The organism is Microbacterium saperdae, assembly GCF_006716345.1.
GTDB classification, from domain to species: Bacteria; Actinomycetota; Actinomycetes; order Actinomycetales; family Microbacteriaceae; genus Microbacterium; species Microbacterium saperdae.
On record NZ_VFOX01000001.1, the window covers coordinates 1,365,745 to 1,385,447 of the forward strand.

At 69.4% G+C, this 19,703-nt stretch carries 15 protein-coding genes; 6 read left to right on the forward strand and 9 right to left on the reverse strand.

Annotated features, from left to right (window positions below):
- The first annotated feature begins 151 nt into the window (after positions 1-151).
- The 3 genes from FB560_RS06445 to FB560_RS06455 all read left to right on the forward strand — a co-directional run bounded on the left by FB560_RS06445 (position 152) and on the right by FB560_RS06455 (position 3,692).
- On the forward strand, positions 152-496 hold the full coding sequence (locus FB560_RS06445) for a hypothetical protein (protein WP_141871599.1): 345 nt from the start codon (positions 152-154) through the stop codon (positions 494-496).
- A gap of 114 nt (positions 497-610) precedes the next feature.
- On the forward strand, positions 611-2,056 hold the full coding sequence (locus FB560_RS06450; RefSeq protein WP_141871600.1) for a hypothetical protein: 1,446 nt from the start codon (positions 611-613) through the stop codon (positions 2,054-2,056).
- A gap of 514 nt (positions 2,057-2,570) precedes the next feature.
- Positions 2,571-3,692 (forward strand): FUSC family protein, encoded by a 1,122-nt coding sequence (locus FB560_RS06455; protein WP_141871601.1) that lies wholly within the window; start codon positions 2,571-2,573, stop codon positions 3,690-3,692.
- A 6-nt stretch (positions 3,693-3,698) separates the two neighbouring features.
- Here FB560_RS06455 and FB560_RS06460 read toward each other — a convergent pair whose 3' ends face one another.
- Positions 3,699-4,295: a TetR/AcrR family transcriptional regulator gene (locus FB560_RS06460; RefSeq protein ID WP_141871602.1), complete on the reverse strand. Its 597-nt coding sequence runs from the start codon at positions 4,293-4,295 to the stop codon at positions 3,699-3,701.
- A 33-nt stretch (positions 4,296-4,328) separates the two neighbouring features.
- Between FB560_RS06460 and FB560_RS06465 the strand changes: the two genes are divergently transcribed.
- Entirely contained in the window at positions 4,329-5,294 is a 966-nt protein-coding gene (locus FB560_RS06465; protein ID WP_141871603.1) for a DMT family transporter, read from the forward strand.
- Here the strand turns inward: FB560_RS06465 and FB560_RS06470 are convergent.
- From FB560_RS06470 to pdhA, 4 genes are all read right to left on the reverse strand, one after another.
- A complete protein-coding gene (locus FB560_RS06470) occupies positions 5,251-6,426 on the reverse strand; it encodes an ice-binding family protein (protein ID WP_170198082.1) in 1,176 nt (391 codons plus the stop codon). The genes FB560_RS06465 and FB560_RS06470 overlap by 44 nt on opposite strands.
- 236 nt (positions 6,427-6,662) lie before the next feature.
- Entirely contained in the window at positions 6,663-7,868 is a 1,206-nt protein-coding gene (locus FB560_RS06475) for a dihydrolipoamide acetyltransferase family protein (protein ID WP_141871605.1), read from the reverse strand.
- A gap of 9 nt (positions 7,869-7,877) precedes the next feature.
- The gene (locus FB560_RS06480) at positions 7,878-8,870 is read right to left on the reverse strand and encodes an alpha-ketoacid dehydrogenase subunit beta (RefSeq protein WP_141871606.1); all 993 of its coding nucleotides are present in this window, start codon (positions 8,868-8,870) and stop codon (positions 7,878-7,880) included.
- Positions 8,867-9,964 carry a pyruvate dehydrogenase (acetyl-transferring) E1 component subunit alpha gene (gene pdhA, locus FB560_RS06485; RefSeq protein WP_141871607.1) on the reverse strand — a complete coding sequence of 366 codons (1,098 nt, stop codon included), beginning with the start codon at positions 9,962-9,964 and terminating at the stop codon, positions 8,867-8,869. Before pdhA ends, FB560_RS06480 begins: the two co-directional genes overlap by 4 nt.
- A 143-nt stretch (positions 9,965-10,107) precedes the next feature.
- Between pdhA and FB560_RS06490 the strand changes: the two genes are divergently transcribed.
- The gene (locus FB560_RS06490) at positions 10,108-10,704 is read left to right on the forward strand and encodes a TetR/AcrR family transcriptional regulator (protein WP_141871608.1); all 597 of its coding nucleotides are present in this window, start codon (positions 10,108-10,110) and stop codon (positions 10,702-10,704) included.
- Positions 10,705-10,710: 6 nt separating this feature from the next.
- On the opposite strand, the gene helR is transcribed toward FB560_RS06490, so the two are convergent.
- Positions 10,711-12,855: an RNA polymerase recycling motor ATPase HelR gene (gene helR, locus FB560_RS06495; RefSeq protein WP_141871609.1), complete on the reverse strand. Its 2,145-nt coding sequence runs from the start codon at positions 12,853-12,855 to the stop codon at positions 10,711-10,713.
- Positions 12,856-13,362: 507 nt separating this feature from the next.
- Here helR and FB560_RS06500 point away from each other — a divergent pair.
- Positions 13,363-13,746: a hypothetical protein gene (locus tag FB560_RS06500; RefSeq protein ID WP_141871610.1), complete on the forward strand. Its 384-nt coding sequence runs from the start codon at positions 13,363-13,365 to the stop codon at positions 13,744-13,746.
- 11 nt (positions 13,747-13,757) lie between these two features.
- Here the strand turns inward: FB560_RS06500 and FB560_RS06505 are convergent, their stop codons facing one another.
- Genes FB560_RS06505 through FB560_RS06515 form a run of 3 tightly spaced genes read right to left on the reverse strand, consistent with a single transcriptional unit; the run spans position 13,758 to position 19,575 of the window.
- Complete coding sequence (locus tag FB560_RS06505; protein WP_141871611.1) at positions 13,758-17,222, reverse strand: error-prone DNA polymerase; 3,465 nt, start codon at positions 17,220-17,222, stop codon at positions 13,758-13,760.
- A complete protein-coding gene (locus FB560_RS06510) occupies positions 17,222-18,760 on the reverse strand; it encodes a DNA polymerase Y family protein (protein WP_141871612.1) in 1,539 nt (512 codons plus the stop codon). The genes FB560_RS06505 and FB560_RS06510 overlap by 1 nt, the downstream gene beginning before the upstream one ends.
- A complete protein-coding gene (locus tag FB560_RS06515) occupies positions 18,757-19,575 on the reverse strand; it encodes a hypothetical protein (protein WP_141871613.1) in 819 nt (272 codons plus the stop codon). The genes FB560_RS06510 and FB560_RS06515 overlap by 4 nt, the downstream gene beginning before the upstream one ends.
- Positions 19,576-19,703 lie beyond the last annotated feature (128 nt).

Here is a 19,703-nt window from a genome sequence, read left to right on the forward strand (position 1 = left end):
CAGTCTCCCCGCGGTGAGGTTCGTCGACGCCTCTCAACAACCCGAGACACCCCTCCCGACGTTTCGCTCATCACTGAGCGAGTGCGCGGGCCCTCACGTCACACTCGTGGATACGAGCATCATCTCCGAGAGCACCTTTCATCGTGACTATGTGGTGCGTCACCCGTCCGGTCGGGGGTGGGTGTACGCGATCGTCGGTTCCGGTCTCGCGAGCCTCGTGCGGTCACGTTCCGAGGATGACAGCCTGCGGAACGGCGAGGTGCGGGCATCCGTGCCGACCGAAGACGCTCGCACCGCCGAGTACATCCGTGAACTGACGAACCTGGTGCGCGCCGGCGGGACGGGCGTGTTCGCTGTCGACCCGCTCACCGGTGACACCGCGCGTCGCGCGGAGAGGAACTTCGTCGCCTGGCCAGACGCCGCATCCCGTTTCGGGGCGAGGGCGGCGCCGTCGCTCACGAATGGCCCCACGGCGTGGTTCACCGTCGATCGCTGACGGGATCTCGTGCGGGTGCGCCGGGAACGTGGAAAGCGCGGCTGCGATACTCTGTGACCCGTGGGATTCCGGCCAACAGAGACGCCTGCTGACGTGCAGGAGCTTCACGTTCCGGTGTCGGAAGATGCACCGCATCACTTCCCCACGGCCACGGTGGTGCTCGACAGTCGCATCCTGCTCACCTCCTGGGTCGAGGGCCGCGCGACGCACCGACTCGGCATGCTCGACCTGCACACCGGGCAGTGGCGCATGTTGCCGGGGCTCCGCGGGATGCTGCGCGACGCGCTCGTCCTCTCCGGTGACCGTGCGCTGGTGCTGACCGACCACGCTCTGACCGAGATCGACGTGACCGCCGTGGAGACCACTCGGCGGTTGACCGCGGGGATCGGCAAGTACAACACCTTCCTCCGCCGCGAAGGAGACGACGTGGTCGCTGTCGGGAACTCCGCCGCGGCCATGGAATCGCTGGTCTCGTTGTCCACGATGACCCTGTGGAAGCGGAGGCGTCGGAGTCCGCATCCGCAGGACACGATTCCTGAGGGGGCTGCGCGAGCAGGCGCTGCCCGTCTCCTGCATCACGGGCCGGAGCTGCTGGTCGCCGCCACGCAGATCCGCGAGTCGGCTCCCCAGCGCCTCCTCGTGCTCTCTTCGGAGGATCTCTCGGAGATCACCTCCGTCGACTTCCCGCTCGGACTGAACAGCGCGCACGTCGTCAGTGACGGCGTGATCGCTGTGGGGCCGGACATCGGACGCGCCCGCACCCTCACAGTGATGCCGGGGCTGATTCCTCGCGTCTCGGATTCGGGTTCTCTGCCCCTCGCCGAGCTGGTGCTCATGGCGAACGAATCGGCCGCGGATCTGCGGAAGAAGAGTGCCCGCCGGAATCCGCCGCGCACCGTCTATCGTGACCACCGGCTCGAACCGGGCGACGAACTGGCTGCTGTGACCGGTCGACGTATCACCCTGGAGAACTGCGTCGCGGCCCGAGCCACGCACCGCCACGAGCGCCCCCGGATCTCGCGCGTGCAGATCACCGACCTCGAACTGCAATCCAGCTCGCTCAACGGCGCCGTGCTCGAAGACGTCACCGTCGATGGTCTGCGCTGCCCGCATGGCTCCGGGTTCCTCTTCGGCTGCGAACTCCGCCGCGTCACGCTGCGCGGACGCGTGCGCGGACTGATCCTCAACCCGACCCTCGACGACCCCGACACCGAGACGACCGCTCGCTATGCGCGCTGGCACCGCGAACGCATGCAGGACCCCGAGTGGATGCTCGACCTCACGGACGCCACAGGGGACATCACCATCCGCGGATACCCGTCACGATTCATCCGCCGCAACCCCGAACTCCAGGCCGTCGTCACTGCCGAGGCCGCGCGCACTCTCGACTGGCGTGCAATCGATCCGGGACGCTCTTCGCTCAGAATCGCTCTCCAGGAACTCGTCCGATCCGATTGGGAAGACGTGACCCTCATCGCCGACACCCATGGTGCGCGCGCCGGCGACGACCTCCGCTACATCCGGCAATTGCGAGCGTCGGGGATCGCTCGCGCAGACTAGGGCGGATCCCCACCTGAGGGCACGGGATGCGGGATGGTGTCTCCGCGTCAGAGCTCTACGGGTTGCGAAGCCTGTGTGCGGACTCGGGTGCCTGGGTCTGTCTCGACACGACCTCGCCTCGTCATCCCCTCGGCGCCGACCGCCTGGCGCACATCATCACGATGCTCGTCGATCGCGGGCATCGAGACCAGCTCCTTCTCAGGGCCGACACGACGATTGCGAGCGCCACGGCCCCGCGGCCCTGCTCTCGAGTGTGGCCCCGCGCCTGTAGGAGACGGTGGATCCCGACTCGGTGTCACGGCTCCTCGTCGCCGATCCCGCCCACGCGTGGGCAATCGCGGGGTGACGCGGAGTCCTCTGCGAGTCGGCGAGGGGCTCGAGTCCGTGGCGGCCGGCGCGCCCCGCATCCGCCGCTGTCAACCCGATCGGCGCACTGATGTTCGCCCCGTAGGGTGGGGCGCTCGTGCCATCCGGCCGACGAGCAGCCCACCTGTATCGAGAGAAGGCGACACGCATGACAGACACTGCATCGCGCGGACGAGTGCGCGCTCACGCGTCCGCCATCCGACGAGCGGCACGCCAGGCGACGGAACCGGCTCGGCTGCTCCTTGTCGCCAAGACGGCGCTGGCGGTGGGGCTCGCATGGTGGGTGGCACCGCACATGCCTGGCGTCGTGGACGACTATCCGTACTACGCACCGCTCGGGGCGCTGATCAGCATGTATCCGACGTTGATGGGGTCGGTGCGCTCCGGGTTGCAGACCATCCTCGGGCTCGCTGCCGGCATCGGACTGGCGACGCTCGTCATCCTGACGGTCGGGCCGAACTGGTGGACGATCCCCGTCGTCGTCGGTCTCGCCGTGCTCATCTCCGGGACCGGATGGTTCGGATCCGGCCGCGAGTACGTGCCGATGGCCGCTCTGTTCGTCCTCATCATCGGAGGCCAGAACGCCGATGACTACTCGCTCGGATACCTGGTGCAGACCGCGGTGGGCGTGACGATCGGCCTGCTCGTCAACGTGCTGATCGCTCCGGCGCCGCTCACCGCGCAGGCCGCGGCACGTGTCGATGCCTTCCGCGCGCACCTCGCGACGCACCTGCACGACATCGGAGACGCGATCTCCGCGTCTTGGCCGCCCGAGCGCGACCAGTGGGCGGATGATGCGGCGTCGCTCGCCGACACCACCCGGGAGATCCGCACGGCCCTGGCGGATGCCGACGACAGCCGCCGCGGCAATCCGCGTGCCCTGCTCACCCGCGCCCGACCGCGTGATGTCTGGGCCGAGATGGATGCGCTGGATGCGATCGCGCACCACATCCGTGACATCTCGGATGCTGTCGCCGACACGATCTGGGAACGCCCTGCTGCCATCGAACTCGACCCCGTCCTCCCGGATCCTCTGACCGCAGCGTGCCACGCGGTCGCCGACGCCCTCGCGTTCGGTGCGGACGACACCTCAGAAGCGCACCTCGCCCGGGGTCAGGCGGCTCGCGCGCTGCGGCACCTGCTCGAGACCGTGGACGACCGCACGATCGAAGTGCACCGCTCGATGGGGCCTGGCGTGCTCACGGCGATGCACCTGCGACGGATCCTGATCCTTGCGCGGCCGGCGCGGGAGTCGGCGGAAGAGACCTGACCCGCCTCACGCCCCGGCGTTCTCCAGCAACCCGCGCGCCAGACCGCGCGCGACCTGGAACGGCTGCGCGAACGTCTCCATCCCGACCGTGACGATGGCACCTTCGTAGAGCAGCATCATCGCCCGCGCCATCGACGCGGCATCCGTCACTCCTGCCTCCCGGCAGAGGTCGGTGAAGACGTCGAGCAGCCATGCCTTCTGCCTGGCCACCTCGGGGAACACGGGGTGCCCGTCGTGCCCGTCGCCGATCTCGGCGCGCGCGTTGATCGCGCTGCAGCCCTTCGGGCTGTACTCGTCCGACCACGTGATCGCGGCGTCGAAGATCGCCAGCACGCGGGGGATGCCCGGGGTCGCCACGCGCGACAGGTGATCGGCGACGTGTACGCGCCACTTCGCGTCCCTGTGCTGCAGGTACGCGACGACCAACGCCTCCTTCGAACCGAATCGGTCGTAGAGCGTCTTCTTGGTGACGCCGGCGGCCTCGGCGATCGTGTCGACGCCCACCGCGTGGATGCCGCGCTCGTAGAACAGGCGCGAGGCGGCGTCGAGCACACGCGAGGCTCCGGGGGTGAGCGGGGCGAGCTCGGGAACGGAGGTGGCCATGCGTCGAGTATACCAACCTGTATAGTCGTTCCAATGAGTAAACAGATCGGTGTACTTCGGCTCGGCGTCACCATCCTGGCCTCCGCGGCCTTCGTCGCGACCTGGAGTTCCGGCTTCCTCGTGCCGGCCATCGCCACCGATGCCTCTCCGCTGACCCTGCTGGTGTGGCGGTTCGTGCCGCTCGCGGTGGTGCTGATCGTCGTCGTGCTGGCATCGGGCGCGGCGCGAGGCGTGCCCCGAGCTGACATGCGCCGTCAGGCCCTGATCGGCATCTTCGCGCAGTTCGGCTACTGCGCCGCCGTGTATGCGGCGGTCGCGGCCGGTGTCGCCACCGGTACGACGGCGCTGATCGATGCCGTGCAGCCCCTGGTCGTCGCGATGCTCGTCGGGCCGCTGCTGGGGCTCCGCGTGCGCGCGGCGCAGTGGGCGGGCCTCGTGCTCGGTGCGCTCGGCGTCCTGCTGGTGGTGCGCTCACAACTCGGCGGTTCCGATGCTCCGCCTTCGGCGTACCTGCTGCCGGCGCTGGCGATGGTCTGCCTGATCATCGGCACCTTCCTCCAGCGGCGCTCCGCGGTGCACACCGGAGTCCTCCTGACGCTCGCGATCCACGTGACCGTGACCGCCGTGGCACTCCTGCTGATCGCCGCGTTCGCGGGAGCGCTCGTGCCGCCGGCATCCGGGTCGTTCTGGATCGCCGCAGCGTTCTCCGCAGCCTTCCCGACTCTCGCCGCGTACGGCCTCTACTGGTGGCTGCTGCGTCGTGTCGGGATCACCGCGCTCAATGCGCTGCTGTTCCTGGTCGCTCCCGCCACGGCAGCGGCGGGAGCGCTCCTGCTCGGCGAGCAGCTCACGGTGGTGACCCTCATCGGATTCGTGTTGTGCGGCGCAGGTGTGGGCGTGGTGCTGGCGAGCGAGTCGCGCGCATCACGCCCTCGTGACCCGCATTCGAACCCGCTCAGGCGGCGGATCGCGAGCGACGAGCCCGCGACATCGCGATGATGAGCCCACCCGTGATGAGCGCGAGGACAGCGAGGATCGGCGACAGCCCCACCTCGGCCCCGCTCTCGGCGAGCTGATCGCCAGAGCCCGTGTCTCCCGAACCGGGTGCCGGGGCCGCCGGCCCTTCGGAGATCGCCGCGGGGGCGACCGTGAGCTCGTACGTGACCGTGGCGTCGGGCTGCGTGCCGTTGGTCACGACGACGGTGACGGTGTACGTCCCCGAGGTCGTCGGCTGGCCGCTGAGGACACCGGTGGTCTCGTTCAGCGTCAGCCCTGGCGGGAGCGACCCGGAACCGACGGTGTACGTCGACGTCGGCGTGCCGGACGAGGTGATCGTGTGCGAGTAGTCGGTACCGACCACCCCGCTCGGCGGCGCGGCAGAGGTGATCGCGGGGCTCGTCCGCACGGTGCCGGGCGCTGTGGTGCAACCCGTCGGCGCGGTGATCGTGTTGGTGTCGAGCGTCACGGCACCGGTGCGGGCGAGGAGGCGGCCTGTCACCGTCGCCGCCGTCTGCGCGGTGACGGACACATCCGCCATCACGGTGCCGACGAACTGCGCACCGGTTCTGATCGTCGCGGAACTGCCGACCTGCCAGAAGACGTTGCAGGCGCTGGCGCCGTCGGTCAGGGTGATGATCGCGCCCGAGCCGATCGTCAGGGTGGAGGCGGCTTGGAAGATCCAGACGGATTCGGCCGTGCCGGAAAGCGTCAGCGCGCCGGTCAATGCGAGTTCGCCGCCTGAGTACACGCCAGGAGTCAGCGATGCGCCCGTCAGATCGCCGAGGCCGGAGGTGAGCGGAGTCAGTCCCGCTGCCACGTTGTACGCCGTGGTGAGGTCGGCCTGCGCTTGAGCGGCGACCGCATCGGTCTGGTGCAGCGTTCCGTTCACGACGGCAGGTGGGAAGCCGGTCACGGCCGTCTCGGGGCTCAGCCCGACGTCGCCGTTGAGGACCGACGGTCCGGTGTTGGTGACGGCCGACGCGGCAAGGACGGCGAAGGGGGTCGCCGTTCCGAGGTCGATAGGGCCGTCGATGGTCGTCGCGGCGTTCGCCGACGAGGCGGAGGAGAGGAGAACGAGTGCCGCGAGCAAAGAGGCAGCGACGACTGGGGTGCGTCCGCCGATAGGGGACATGACGAGCCTTCCGATAGGGAGGGGCATCGTCATCAACAGGGTCAACAGGTCCGCGCCTAGTCGTAGGTCTATCAGTACGGCGAGTTCAGCGACGGCGGGCCGGGAAACTGACAGCACAACCGTGACCTCCGCCGATCTCCGCACCCGGAGCGGCGGGGAGCCGAGAACCACGGGGCGCGGTTCCCGGCTCGATCGCTCAGCCCATCGCGGAGACGTTCTCCGTGGGGGCCGTGCGGTCAGGTCACGATCCGCAGCGGATTCTCCAGCAGTGCGACCAGCGTCGAGAGGAATCCGGCGGCGGCCGCGCCATCGATGATCCGGTGATCCGCCGTGAGTGTCACGCGCAGGCGTCGGCGCTCCACGACCTCGCCGTCGATCAGTGCGAGTTCGTCGCGGATGCCTCCGACCGCGAGGATCGCGCCCTGCGGTGGGTTGATGATCGCCGTGAAGTGCTCGATGCCGAACATGCCGAGGTTGCTGATGGTGAACGTCCCGTCGCTCATCTCGGCAGTCGTCAGCGTGCGGTCGGCCGCCTTCGCGATGAGTTCACGGGTCGTCGCGGCAAGGGTCGAGACGGCGGCGCGATCGGCGTCGCGCACCACGGGCACGACCAGTCCGGCCGGTGAGGCGACGGCGATTCCGATGTGGATCCGGGAGTGCAGGAGGGTCTGCCCTCGCCCCTCCGGAGCGTAGGAGGCGTTGATCTCCGGATGCTGCCGCAACGCGATGGCGGTGGCGCGCACCATCAGGTCGTTCACGCTGATCTTCGTCGGTGCTCCCGCGTTCGCGTCGTTGATCTGCGCCCGCAGCGACAGCAGCTCCCCGACATCGGCGGATGCCGTGGCCGTGAAGCTCGGTACCGTCGTGGCGCTCGTCGTGAGCCGCGACGCGATGGCCTGTCGCACGGCATCGAACGGCACAGGCAGCGGGTCCCGGTCGTCAGAAGGCGTGGCGGACGAGGCCGTGGAGTGCACGTAGACCGCGGAAGCGCCTACGGCCTCCAGGTCAGCGCGCACGATGCGACCGCCGGGACCGCTGCCGGAGACATCGCGGAGGTCGACACCGCGCTCCCGGGCGAGCCGACGGACCAGTGGGGTCGCCGCTCGGCGTGCGGGCGCGACATCCGCGGGCGCAGGTGCCGGTGCCGGAGCAGGAGTGGGTGCCGGTGCGGCTGCGGCTGCGGGAGGAGACGGAGCGACTTCGTCGCGGCCGTCATCCAGTCGTGCGATCGGCGTGCCGATGGCGACGTTCTCGCCCTCGGCGACGAGGATCTCGACGAGCACTCCGGCGTCGTAGGCCTCCTGTTCCATGAGCGCCTTGTCGGTCTCGATCTCGACCAGCACGTCGCCGGGCGATACGGAGTCGCCCGGCTTCTTGCGCCAGGCGGCGATCGCGCCCTCCGTCATGGTGTCGGACAGGCGTGGCATGAGGATGTCGATCATGGTGACCTTTCAGGCTCGTCGGGCGACGGCGTCGAGAGTTTCGCGGATCGCCGTGATGGCGTCGTCCACGGAGGGGAGGGCCGCGGTCTCCAGCGGCTTCGCGTACGGCATCGGAACCTCCGCCATCGCGACACGGCGCACGGGGGCGTCGAGCCAGTCGAAGGCGCCGTCGGAGATGGTCGCGGCGATCTCCGCGCCGATCCCGTACGTCAACCAGTCGTCCTCCAGCACGACGGCGCAGCTCGTCCGGCGCACCGAGTCGACGATCGTCTCGCGGTCGAGCGGGCGGAGGCTGCGCAGGTCGATCACCTCGACGTCGATGCCTTCATCGGACAGGCGCTCTGCTGCTTCCCGGGCGACCATCGCCATGCGCGAGTAGGCGACCACCGTGATGTCGCGCCCGGGGCGGGCGACCACGGCCCTCCCGATCTCGGCGGGCTCGATGTCGTCCGGCACCTCTCCGGTGGTGTTGTACAGTGCGAGGTTCTCCAGTACCAGTACCGGGTCGTCGTCGCGGATCGCGGCGAGCATGAGCGCTTTCGCATCGGCGGGTGTGGACGGTGCCACGACCTTCATGCCCGGCACGAACGCGTAATAGAGCTCGACGTTCTGCGAGTGGGTCGCGCCGAGCTGCTGCCCGCCGCCACCGGGAGTCCGGATCACCAGCGGCGCGCGCGCCTGCCCGCCGAACATGCCGTAGATCTTCGCGGCATGGTTGACGATCTGATCCAGCGCCAGCAGAGAGAAGTTGATCGTCATGATCTCCACGACCGGTCGCAGTCCGACCATCGCGGCACCGATCGCGGCGCCGGTGAACCCCTCTTCGGCGATCGGGGTGTCCCGGACGCGCTGCGGGCCGAACTCCTCGAGCATGCCGGCGGTGATCTTGTAGGACCCTTCGAACAGGCCGATCTCCTCACCGATCAGGAAGACGGCCGGATCACGGAGCATCTCCTCGCGCAGCGCGTCGTGGAGCGCCTGGCGGTAGCTGATGACGCTCATGCCATCACCTCCGTGTGCGCGGCGGACGGTCGGGGCGGCGCGGGGAACAAGGCGTCGCCAGGGAGGCGACGCGAGTCGTTGGGCACGGCCGTGGCGTAGGTGTAGTCGAACAGGGTCGAGACATCGGGGTGTGGACTCGCTTCGGCGAACGCGGCGGCAGCGGATGCGCGGGCGATGGCCTCGCGGTCGATCTCGGCGATCATGTCGTCCGTCAGGAGGTCGCGCTCGAGGAGCCGCGTGGCGAAGGCCGCGATCGGATCACCGGCCTGCGCCCGCGCGGTGTCATCTGCACTGCGGTATCGCGCGGGATCCACGACCGAGTGGCCCTTCATGCGTCCGGTCATCGTCTCCAGGAGGTAGGGGACGCCCGCGCGAGCGCTCGACAGTGCCACCCGCATCGCCGCGTGCACCGCCGCAGGGTCGTTGCCGTCGACGCGTGCAGAAGGCATGCGGTACGAGGCCGCGCGCTTGTACAGTTCCGGCTCGGCGGAGGACTGCTCGACCGTCGTGCCCATGCCCAGCCCGTTGTTGTTCACGACGTAGACGATCGGAAGGCCCCACAGTGCGGCGATGTTGAGGGATTCGTGGAAGGCGCCGATGTTCGTCGTGCCGTCACCCATCAGGCAGACGACGGCCTCGGTACCCGCGCGGTACTCGATCGCCAACGCGGTCCCGGTCGCCAGTGGCACCTGACCGCCGACGATGCCGTAGCCGCCCATGAACCGGCTCGCGATGTCGAACATGTGCATCGACCCGCCCCACCCCTTCGATACTCCATCGCTACGGCCGTACAGCTCCGCCATGATGCGTTCGGGTGCGATGCCGCGGGCCAGCGCGTAGCCGTGCTCCCGGTAGTTCGTGTAGACGTAGTCGCTGTCGTCCAGTGCCCCCATGACGCCGACGACGGTCGCCTCCTCGCCGAGATTCAGATGGCAGTAGCCCCCGACTTTCGCCTCGGCGTAGGCGCGTGCTGCCCGTTCCTCGAACCGGCGGATCATCACCATCCGTCGGTAGAACTCCTGCGACAGCTCGTCGGAGCTCGGAGGCGACGGCGGTCGGGTGGAGGTGCGGGGAGCTCTGGCTTTCGCGGACATGCGGGTTCCTCTCGTCCGGTGTGACGGGGCGCCCGCGGGGTGAGCGGACGCCTGTTGCGCCGCTGCCACGGCGCATCAGTAATGATACGTATTCCGTCTCATTATAGAATGGAAGAGGCGAGAGAGATCCACGAGGGGGCAGTATGGCGGCGGAGCACGCTCAGGCACCGCGGAAGCGGGGTCGACCGACCGAGGCGGAGCGCGCACAACGGCGCGATGACATCCTGGATGTCGCCGTGCAGCTGTTCACCGCGCGCGGATTCCATCAGGTCACGCTGGACGAGATCGCCGCCGAGGCGCATGTGACCAAGCGGACCATCTACGCCTACTTCGGCGACCGCACCGAGATCTTCCTCGCGAGCGTCGAGCGGTTGCGGGATCGTACGGTCCACCGCGACGACGCCGGAAGCAGCCTGGACGAGCTGGCGGTCACGATGGTGCGCGCGCTGCACTCCGATGAGGCGATCGGACTGCACCGACTGATGATCATCGAAGCCGCGGCCTTTCCCGAGCTGGCGCGACGCTTCTACGACGAGGGCCCGCGTGCCTACATCGCCGCCCTCAGGGACCGCATCCCCGAGGGGCAGGATGCCACCGCATCGGCACTGTTCGCCCTCCTGCTCGGAGAGCCGCATCGTCAGCGTCTGCTCGGGCTCGCACCGGCGCCCAGCGAAGCCACCGCGAGGCGGCACGCACGTGCCGCGCTCGCCCAGCTCGGCCTCTCCCCAGCGACACCCTGAGCCGTCTCACCGCAGGATGACGAGCTCCTGCGTGGCGCGGGTCATCGCGACGTAGCGGTCCACGGCGCCGGTGACGCCGTCCCCGAACTGCTCAGGTCGCACGAGCATCACGAGGTCGAACTCGAGTCCCTTGGCGCCTGCGGGGGTCAGCGAACGGACGCGTGGGGTGGGCGCGAACGACGAGTCGCCGATCACGCATGCGATTCCCTGCGTGTGCGTCGACAGCCACTCGGCGAGGATCTCCGAGAGGGCCGATGCCGTGGTCACGCGCACCGGGATGCCGCTGTCTCGTACCGAGGCCGGCACGTTCGCATCGGGGATCGCCGCACGGATGCCGGGGGCTGCCACCGCCATGACCTCGGACGGCGTGCGGTAGTTCACTCCGAGGTGCGCGATCCGCACGTCGCGGAGACCGATCCGCTCCAGTCGCTCCACCCAGCTCTCCGTGAAGCCGTGGCGCGCCTGCGCGCGATCACCCACGACCGTCAGGCTGCGCGAGGGGCAGCGCGCCAGCAACATCCGCCATTCCGCATCGCTGAGCTCCTGCGCTTCATCGACCACGATGTGCGCGAACGGACCGGCGAGTTCATCCGGCGCGGACACCGGAGGAGTATCGACGCCGATGAGCACGTTCCGGGCGTCCTGGCCCTTGAGGATCGACATGACCTTCATCTCGCTGTCGTCATCCTCGATGAGGTGGTCGACCACGTGCGACATCTGCTCCTGCGCCGAGGCGATCACCGCCTGTCGGCGATGCTCTGCTCGCGTCGCCTCCGGGTCGCCGATCCGGCGGTGCGCGGCGTCGAGGAGCGGAAGGTCGGCGTCTGTCCACGCCGTGTCCGCTTCTCTGTGCAGGAGGGCGATCTCGGCGGCGGTCAGGGCGGGGGCGCATCGTCCGAGGAACTCCGAGTCGCTCCACAGGCGACGGACGATCGCCGTGGGGGAGAGCAGCGGCCAGGCGCGCACGAACGTGCCGGTGAGCTCCTCGTCCTGTCGCAGCCACCGCCTCACGGCGTGCGGAGGCACGTCCTCGTCGTGGATCTGATCGGTGAGCATCTCGAGCAGTTCCTCCCACACCTCGTCTCGCGCTGCGTTGTGCGTGGAGGAGGGGTCGGGGGCGGAGAAGGCCTCAGCCCACTCCTCGCTGCTCAGCCACAGGTCCGCCCAGGGGGACTCCAGCCTCAGGGCTCGCTGAGGGGGCTGCTCGGAGGCGGAGGTCGCCGCCTCGATCAACGCGCCAGGATCCAGAGCCTCCTTGAGCCGAGCGACGCGCGGGTCCGTCTCACTGACCGCGTCGTGCCCCTCCGGCACGAGGTCGCGAAGCGTGCTCAGTCGGACGCTGTCCTCGCCGAGGCTCGGCAGCACATCCTCGACGTACGAGAGGTACTGGGCATTCGGTCCGACGAGCAGCATGCCGCCTCCGCCGTGCGTGAGGCGCGGTTCGGCGTAGAGCAGATGCGCCGCGCGGTGCAGGGCGACGACGGTCTTGCCCGTGCCCGGTCCGCCGTCGACGACCAGCGCTCCCGGCGACGGTGTGCGGATGATCGCGTCCTGATCGGATTGGATGGTGGACAGCACGTCGCGCATCCGCGAGGAGCGATCGGAGCCCAGGCTGGCGATGAAGGAGGACTGGTCGTCGAGTGCGTCCGGATCGCCGAACCCGTCTTCCGTGAGTGCCTCGTCCCAGTAGTCGGAGATGCGACCGTCGCTCCAGCGGTAGCGGCGGCGGGACGAGATTCCCCGTGGATCCTCCATCGTGGCGGCGAAGTACGGTTCGGCCGCCGGAGTCCGCCAGTCGATGAGAAGGCGTGTGCCGTCGTCGGCCGCGAGGCCGGAACGACCGATGTAGAGCGGCGGGCTGCCGTCGCTCGGCGTCATCCTCCCCAGGCAGAGGTCCAGCCCGAACCGGTCGAGCAGCCGCAGTCGGCTGCTGAGTCGACGGATCTCCAGGTCGCGATCGACCGCCGTGCTGCCGGTGCCGGCATGCGTCTGTCGTGCGGTGAGGAGGCGCGCCTCGGTCTCTTCGCGCTGCGCGCGCAGGGCGTCGGCGATGCGCAGGAACTGCGCGCGGTCGGCTTCGATGAGTGCGGATGCCGTCTTTCGGTGTGAAGAGGGCGGCAGCTGGAACGGGTCGAGGAAAGTCGTGGGCATGGGAGTCTCCTTCGCGCTCAGGCGGTGAGGGCGTGAGCGAGGATCGATCCTGCCCCATACAGGGGGTCTTGTGGCAAGCCCCCCTGTCGGAGATATCCTGAAAGTGGAGGAACTTCGTGTTCCTCTTCTTCGTGCCCGGGCGCGGGGCGACATGCCGACGTGACGATCGGCAGACGGATCCGCGGACGATGTCGGCGACCCGAGATCGGTGCGCGCCGTGCGGCCGACGGGTTACGGACGCGAGATGGCGGGGATTTGCCCTCTCGAGTTTCCGCCCCAGACGTGTTCTCGAGAGGGCGCACCGCCCAACCCGGACGGTAGGGGAGGCGGCGAAGATCTCGCTGCTCTCATCGGCCGATTCCCCAGGTCTCAGCCTGTAGCCCCCGCTACGCATAGCAGAATATCGCGATTTCGTCTTGTCCGCCATTTGGGGGACAAACTTTTTTGAGAAATGTGTTCGTCACACAAGGTGTTTGCCGCGACGGCCTGCGTTCCTAAGGTGGAGACATGGACAGAACGCTCGTGTGGACAGCTCAGGTCGCCATCCCCTCCGGCCACCGGGTCGAGGTGACCGAGCAGGCCGATCCGCTCACGCAGGAGCCGGTGCTCCTGTCTCTGGTCGACCTGGACACCGGCGTCCGATACCGGCGCGTCGAGGATCCACGGGGCGAGCTCGCGCGGTGGGTGGGGCGGGTCCTGGAGTGCACCGTGATCATCGGTGATCGCAGCGCGCGCACCATCCTCACCGTCGATCCCATCGGGCCGGGCGCGGTGGGAGCCAAGGTGGCACTGCGCGGAGCGGATGCGGCGGCGGACGCGGCGAAGGCGGAGGCCGACCGTTGGGGTGGGAGCGATCGCCCTCCGGCCGAGGAGCCCGAGCGGTTCTGGTGACGCCGCCTCGCTCATCGGAAGTCCCGTGAGCGATGGGTCAGACCCGTGCGCAGATCCTCGAAAGCGTCAGCCAGCACGTTCACCACACCCTCGGGTGAGCGCTCCAGGATGCCGCGGATGATCAGCGCGGGAGAGTCGCGAGCGACGCGGCGGTAACGGTTCCACACCCCGGTCGAGCAGACGACGTTGACCAGACCGCTCTCGTCCTCCAGGTTCACGAAGGTGACGCCGGCGGCCGTCGCCGGGCGCTGGCGGTGCGTGACGAGTCCGGCGACCTCGATACGGCGGCCCACCTCGTGCTCCTGCAGATCCTGTGCCGTGAGCACCCCGCGCTCCGTCAGTGCTGAGCGGAAGTGCGCCATCGGATGATCGTCGGTGGAGACGCCCGTCGCCCAGAGGTCGGCTGAGAGCTGCTCGTAACTGGTCTGATCGGAGAACAGCGGCGGCTGCACGGACACCGTCGTGCCCGGCAGGAAGCGAGCTCGGTCCTCGGCGGCGGCCCCCGCAAGCCAGATCGCCTCTCTCCGCTCCAGTCCGAGACAGGCGAAGGCTCCGGCGGTGGCGAGAGCTTCCAGCTGCGCAGCCGTGGCATCCGTGCGGCGCACCAGATCATGCAGGTCCCGGTAGGGGCCGTTCTCCTCGCGCTCGGCGACGATCCGCTCGGCCAGGGGCGCGCCGATCCCGCGTACTCCGCCGAGTCCCAGCCGTACGGCATACCCGCCGTCTCTGCGGTGGGCGACGGCCTCATCGGGAGCATCCCTGTTGAAGCGCAGCGTGGGCGGCTGCGGATCCGCAAGGCAGGAGTCGAGACCGGTGGGTGAGCGCGGCGTGGCCGCGGTGAGCGGTTCCATCGTCTCTGTCGCCCCGGAGGTCTGCAGATCGGGGCGCCGTACCTCCACGCCATGCCGCCGCGCATCGGCGGTGAGCGTCGCCGCGGAGTAGAAGCCCATCGGCTGGGAACGCAGGAGTCCCGCCAGGAACGCCCCGGGATAGTGCAGCTTCACCCAGGAGCTGGCATAGACCAGCAACGCGAACGACAGGGAATGGGACTCGGCGAAGCCGAAGTTCGCGAATGCCTGGATCTGCGCGTAGATACGGTCGGCGTCGTCGCCGACCAGCCCGCGCCTCGTCATCCCGGCGTAGAGCTTCGCCTTGACCTTCTCGATCTTCTCGAGGCCGCGCTTGGAGCCCATGGCCCGCCGCAGCAGATCGGCTTCGTCGGCCGTGCAGTCGCCCACGGCGGTCGCCATCTGGATCAGCTGCTCCTGGAAGATCGGGATGCCCAGGGTCCGCTTCAGGATGTCCTCCAGGTCGGGGTGAGGGTAGGGGATCGTGAAATCCACCGGCTTCTCACCGCGTGCCACCCGCTCCCGGTTCTCCTCGTCGTTGCGGTCCTTCGCCATCTTGCGGCGCACGAAGGGATGCACGGCTCCGCCCTGGATGGGGCCAGGCCGGATCAGGGCGATCTGGATGGTGAGGTCGTAGAAGCTCCGCGGCTGCAGGCGGGGGAGCAGGCCGATCTGAGCGCGGGACTCGACCTGGAACACCCCGATCGAGTCTGCACGGCAGAGCATGTCGTAGACGGCGGGCTCCTCCTTCGGGATGGTCTCCAGGGTCCACCTCTCACCCGTGGCCTCGTGGATCAGGTCGAAGCAGTGCTGCAGCGCGGCGAGCATCCCCAACCCCAGCAGGTCGAACTTCACCAGCCCCATCCACGCCGCGTCGTCCTTGTCCCACTGGATGACGGTGCGATCCTCCATCCGCGCATGTTCCACCGGCACGACCTCGCCCACAGGACGGGCCGTGAGCACCATTCCGCCGGAGTGGATGCCGAGATGGCGGGGTGCCTTCAACAGCTCGCCCGCGTACTCGATCACGTTCGCGGGGATGTCGTGCTCGTCGGCGACCTCCAGTCCCGTGCTCCAGCCATCGACCTGCCGTGACCACGCATCCTGTTGGCCGGGGGAGAACCCGAGAGCCCTGGCCATGTCGCGCACGGCGTTCTTCGGCCGGTACTGGATGACGTTCGCGACCTGCGCGGCCCGCTCGCGCCCGTATCGGCGATACACCCACTGGATGATCTCCTCACGCCGACGGGAGTCGAAGTCCACGTCGATGTCCGGCTCCTCTTGGCGGGTGGTCGCGAGGAAGCGTTCGAAGGGGAGCCTGTAGAGGATCGGATCCACGGCGGTGATGCCCAGCAGGTAGCAGACGGCGCTCGCCGCAGCCGACCCTCGGCCCTGGCAGAGGATGCCACGTCGCCGTGCCTCCGCGACGATGTCGTGCACGATGAGGAAGTACCCGGGGAAGTCCTTCTCCTCGATGACGTCGAGCTCGCGGCCGATGCGGCGCCGACCGTCGTCGTCCAGACGCGGGTACTTCGTGGGTACGGCCTCCCAGACCAGGGAACGCAGCCAGCTCATCGGAGTATGTCCCTCCGGCACCTCCTGCTGTGGGAGGGCAGGGCGGGCCCGGCGCAGGGGGAACGCCGACTCGGCAGCCAGCTCGAGGCCGTAGGAGATCGCTCCGGGGTAGCGCCGGAAGCGCGCGGTCATCTCCGCACCGCTGCGGAGGTGTGCGCCACCGTGAGCGGGGAGCCAGCCGTCGAGATCGTCCATGCTGCGCACTGCCCGTACCGCGGCGACGGCCTCTGCCAGCGGGGCGCGGGACGGTGTCGCATAGTGCACGTTGTTCGTCGCCACCACCGGCAGATGCATCCGGCCGGCGAGTTCGGCGAGGACGTCGTTACGGCGGGTGTCCTGCGGGTCACCGTGGTCGAAGAGCTCGACGGCGACGTGATCCGCGCCGAACAGGTCGACGAGCAGACGGAGGGGGGTTTCGGCATCCCCGTTCTCCAGTCCCCGACGCACGCTGCCCTTGCGGCATCCGGTGAGGATCGTCCACTGTCCGCCCGCGCTCGCCGCGAGCTCCTCGAGGTCGTAGACAGGGCGCCCCTTCTCAGCACCGCGCAGTTGGGCGGTCGTGATGGCCCCCGACAGCCGGTGATACCCCTCCATGCCGCGAGCGAGGACCAGCAGATGGTCGCCCAGCGGATCGGGGGTGCCCCGCTGGGGAGCGGGCAACTCGAGCGACAGCTCGGCGCCGAACACGGTCTGCAGAGGTGCCTCCATGAGGTCGGCCACCTCGGCGAAGCGGGCCGCCCCGTAGAAGCCGTCGTGATCCGTCAGCGCCAGAGCCGTGAGGCCGAGGCGTTCAGCCTCGGCCAGGAGCTCCTCCGGTGATGAGGCGCCGTCGAGGAAGGAGTAGGAGGAGTGCGCGTGCAACTCGGCGTAGGGCACGGCATCCGCAGGGCGGATGACCGGGGAGGGCGGGGTGCGCTTCCGGTGCCGACTCACGGGGCCGGGATCGACGCGGACCCCACGGGGTTCCGCTGCGGTCGGATGCGGCGGGAGATCTTCTCCGCTGAGCGTGCGCTCCAGCTCGTTCCATGACAGCGGTGGATTGTGCCAGCCCATCAGCGGTATCTCCCTTCCGCCCACCAGCGCTCGCCGGTGCAGAACACCAGCCAGGCGCGGTCGTGGTCATCGACGATCTGCAGCCGATGGCCCTTCTTCCCTCCGTCTTTCGCCCATCGGTGCTCATGGATCGGCCAGGGGCCGGCCCACCCCTGCACGGCGCTCCCGTTGATCCGTGCGGGGGCTGCGGAGAGCGCACCGCGTTCATCGACGCTGATGGTGCCGCCGTCTGCCGCATCCACTCCGATGGGGCGCGGGGGACGGAACACCTCGGCGGGGAGCGGATCGGGCAGACTCCCCGGCCAGGGGCGAGCGGGATCGCGCGGAGCGACCGTCCGCTCTCCCCACGGTGTGAGCACCTGTCGGTCGGCGAGCCACCGTCCACCCGAGAGCGCGGCGGTGACCACTCCCTCGTGGCCGAGCATCGTCTGCACGCGGGAGACGGCATGGTGCAGGCGTTCATCCGTGCCGGAACCGAACAGGCCCGGCTGATGATGGGCCGCGTCGTCCACGGCGACGGGCACGATGCGCACCACGCAGATGCCACCGAACGCGCGCGCCTCGTCGACCGGATCCTTCGCGTTCTGCGCGCCCCAGGCCTCCAACTGCCACCGGATGCGGTCGACCAGGTCGGAGGCATCGAAGCAGGTCGGATGCAGCCAGGTGCGGGAGAACACCGCTCCGTTGTCATCGGTCAGATCGATCCGGACCTCGGTGCACACGAGCGAGGCGTCGCCCAGGGCCACCAGTACCCCGTCGGCGCTCTGCCGCACGGCGAAGGCCACCTGGTCGGCGCCGGCCAGAGGCGTCTCGAACTCCACGCTCCGCACGAGCTCGGGATCGGGCGGACGCGGGGTCAGCGGCCGGGAATCCGCGCCGGCGGCGAGAGCATGCAGGCGTGCCCCGCGCTCACCGAAGCGGTCTCGCACCTCGAGCGCCGGGAGTGCCGTGAACTCGCCGAGCGTGCGTACGCCCAGTCTGATCAGGAGGTCGGGGATCTGCTCGTCTCGCAGCACCTGCACGGGGTAGGGGGCCAGGAAGTCCTTCGACAGCCCGGCGGGGACGACGGTGCGGGGCCGAGGCCCTCTGGCGGCGATCTCTGCGGTGAAGGGGCCGTCCGCGACGCCGATGCGCACTTCGGGCAGACCCGCCTCGGTGAGGACGGCGGCGAGTGCGTCCGCGGCCTCCGCCTCCCCACCGTGATAGCGGGAGACCCCTCTCGCGCGCAGTACGGCGAGTCCGGGGCGGAGCTGGGCGACACCGGGCGCGTGCTTCTCGATGAGCTGCAGCACGGGAAGGAAGGCGCGCTCGTCTCGGGCGGCATCGTGGGGCAGGACCTGCAGCGAGGAGAGGTGTCCTTGCGCGACCCGTCGACGCTGCCCTGACCGCACCCCGTGCTCCCGCGCAGAGGCCGTGCACGCCACGACGGTGTTCGCCTGCACCAGCGCAGTGGGCGGGTGCGGCGGTGGTCCGCCGAGAGCGGCACGCAGCGGCCAGTCGGGGAACCACAGCACGAGGACGCGGAGCGGTGCGTTCATCCGGCCTCCGCCCAGAGGGAGAGCTCGCGGTCGAGGACGGTGTTCCGCGGGGAGGCCTCGGGGGGCAGGGAGGGCAGTGCGGTGAGCTCGGGTCCTCGCTGCGCCTGCGCGACGCCCTGCAGCTCGGAGCCCAACGCCTCGACGAGGCCGCGGCTGCCCGGGAGTCGCACCTGCACACGGGAGGGCTGGGGAGCGCGCCTGGTGCGGGCGGTCACCGTGACCGTGCAGTCGGAGAGCAGCCCCCAGCCGGCGCCGAGGCCATGCCAGTGCGGGCCGTCGATGCGGATCGACCCTTCGCTCTGCGGCCACTCTCCTGCGGAGGATTCGGTGACCAGCAGCGTGCAGCCGCGGTCGCGCAGACGTGCGCTCAGGCGGGAGACGTCGGCATCGCGCGCGCGGCTCCCCGGATGGACGACGATCAGGGGGACGACCTCCGCGAGGGCGGATGTCGCGGCGAGCCAGCGGTCGGCGGGCTCGGGGACGAGGATCAGTCGGGTGAGGTCGATGCCGAAGGCGGCCGCGGCTTCCACGCCGAGGGTCGGCATGCCCACGACCGCGCTCCAGTGCCCCTTGCGGGAGGCGGCGCTGAGCAGGGCGAGCACCAGGCTCGGCGAGGGGGAGACGGTGTATGCGGTGCCGGTCAGCAGTCCCTCCTCCGGCAGCAACGAGGCGAATGCGGGGTCGAGGGGGAGCAGCGCATCGTCACTGCGGCGGCGCTGCATCCTGCTGATCTCACGGCGTAGCCGCAGCACCTCTCCGGCGCGGGAGTCGCCCGTCGGAGAGAGCGCGGTCACCGCTTCGAGCCCGATCCCCATGTTTCCATCCTCGAAGATATATTCGAATAAAGCAAGTCGTCTCGATCACGCTAATTCGTACATCCGACATCGTGAGAAGGGGTCGTGGAGAACGCGCGATCCGGGTCATCGGTGCGGTTATCCACAGC

Coding starts and splice junctions, on each gene's coding strand:
- FB560_RS06455 (WP_141871601.1), top strand. CDS start 2,571: ATGACAGACACTGCATCGCGCGGACGAGTGCGCGCTCACGCGTCCGCC.
- FB560_RS06460 (WP_141871602.1), bottom strand. CDS start 4,295: ATGGCCACCTCCGTTCCCGAGCTCGCCCCGCTCACCCCCGGAGCCTCG.
- FB560_RS06465 (WP_141871603.1), top strand. CDS start 4,329: ATGAGTAAACAGATCGGTGTACTTCGGCTCGGCGTCACCATCCTGGCC.
- FB560_RS06470 (WP_170198082.1), bottom strand. CDS start 6,426: ATGTCCCCTATCGGCGGACGCACCCCAGTCGTCGCTGCCTCTTTGCTC.
- FB560_RS06475 (WP_141871605.1), bottom strand. CDS start 7,868: ATGATCGACATCCTCATGCCACGCCTGTCCGACACCATGACGGAGGGC.
- FB560_RS06480 (WP_141871606.1), bottom strand. CDS start 8,870: ATGAGCGTCATCAGCTACCGCCAGGCGCTCCACGACGCGCTGCGCGAG.
- pdhA (WP_141871607.1), bottom strand. CDS start 9,964: ATGTCCGCGAAAGCCAGAGCTCCCCGCACCTCCACCCGACCGCCGTCG.
- FB560_RS06490 (WP_141871608.1), top strand. CDS start 10,108: ATGGCGGCGGAGCACGCTCAGGCACCGCGGAAGCGGGGTCGACCGACC.
- helR (WP_141871609.1), bottom strand. CDS start 12,855: ATGCCCACGACTTTCCTCGACCCGTTCCAGCTGCCGCCCTCTTCACAC.
- FB560_RS06500 (WP_141871610.1), top strand. CDS start 13,363: ATGGACAGAACGCTCGTGTGGACAGCTCAGGTCGCCATCCCCTCCGGC.
- FB560_RS06505 (WP_141871611.1), bottom strand. CDS start 17,222: ATGGGCTGGCACAATCCACCGCTGTCATGGAACGAGCTGGAGCGCACG.
- FB560_RS06510 (WP_141871612.1), bottom strand. CDS start 18,760: ATGAACGCACCGCTCCGCGTCCTCGTGCTGTGGTTCCCCGACTGGCCG.
- FB560_RS06515 (WP_141871613.1), bottom strand. CDS start 19,575: ATGGGGATCGGGCTCGAAGCGGTGACCGCGCTCTCTCCGACGGGCGAC.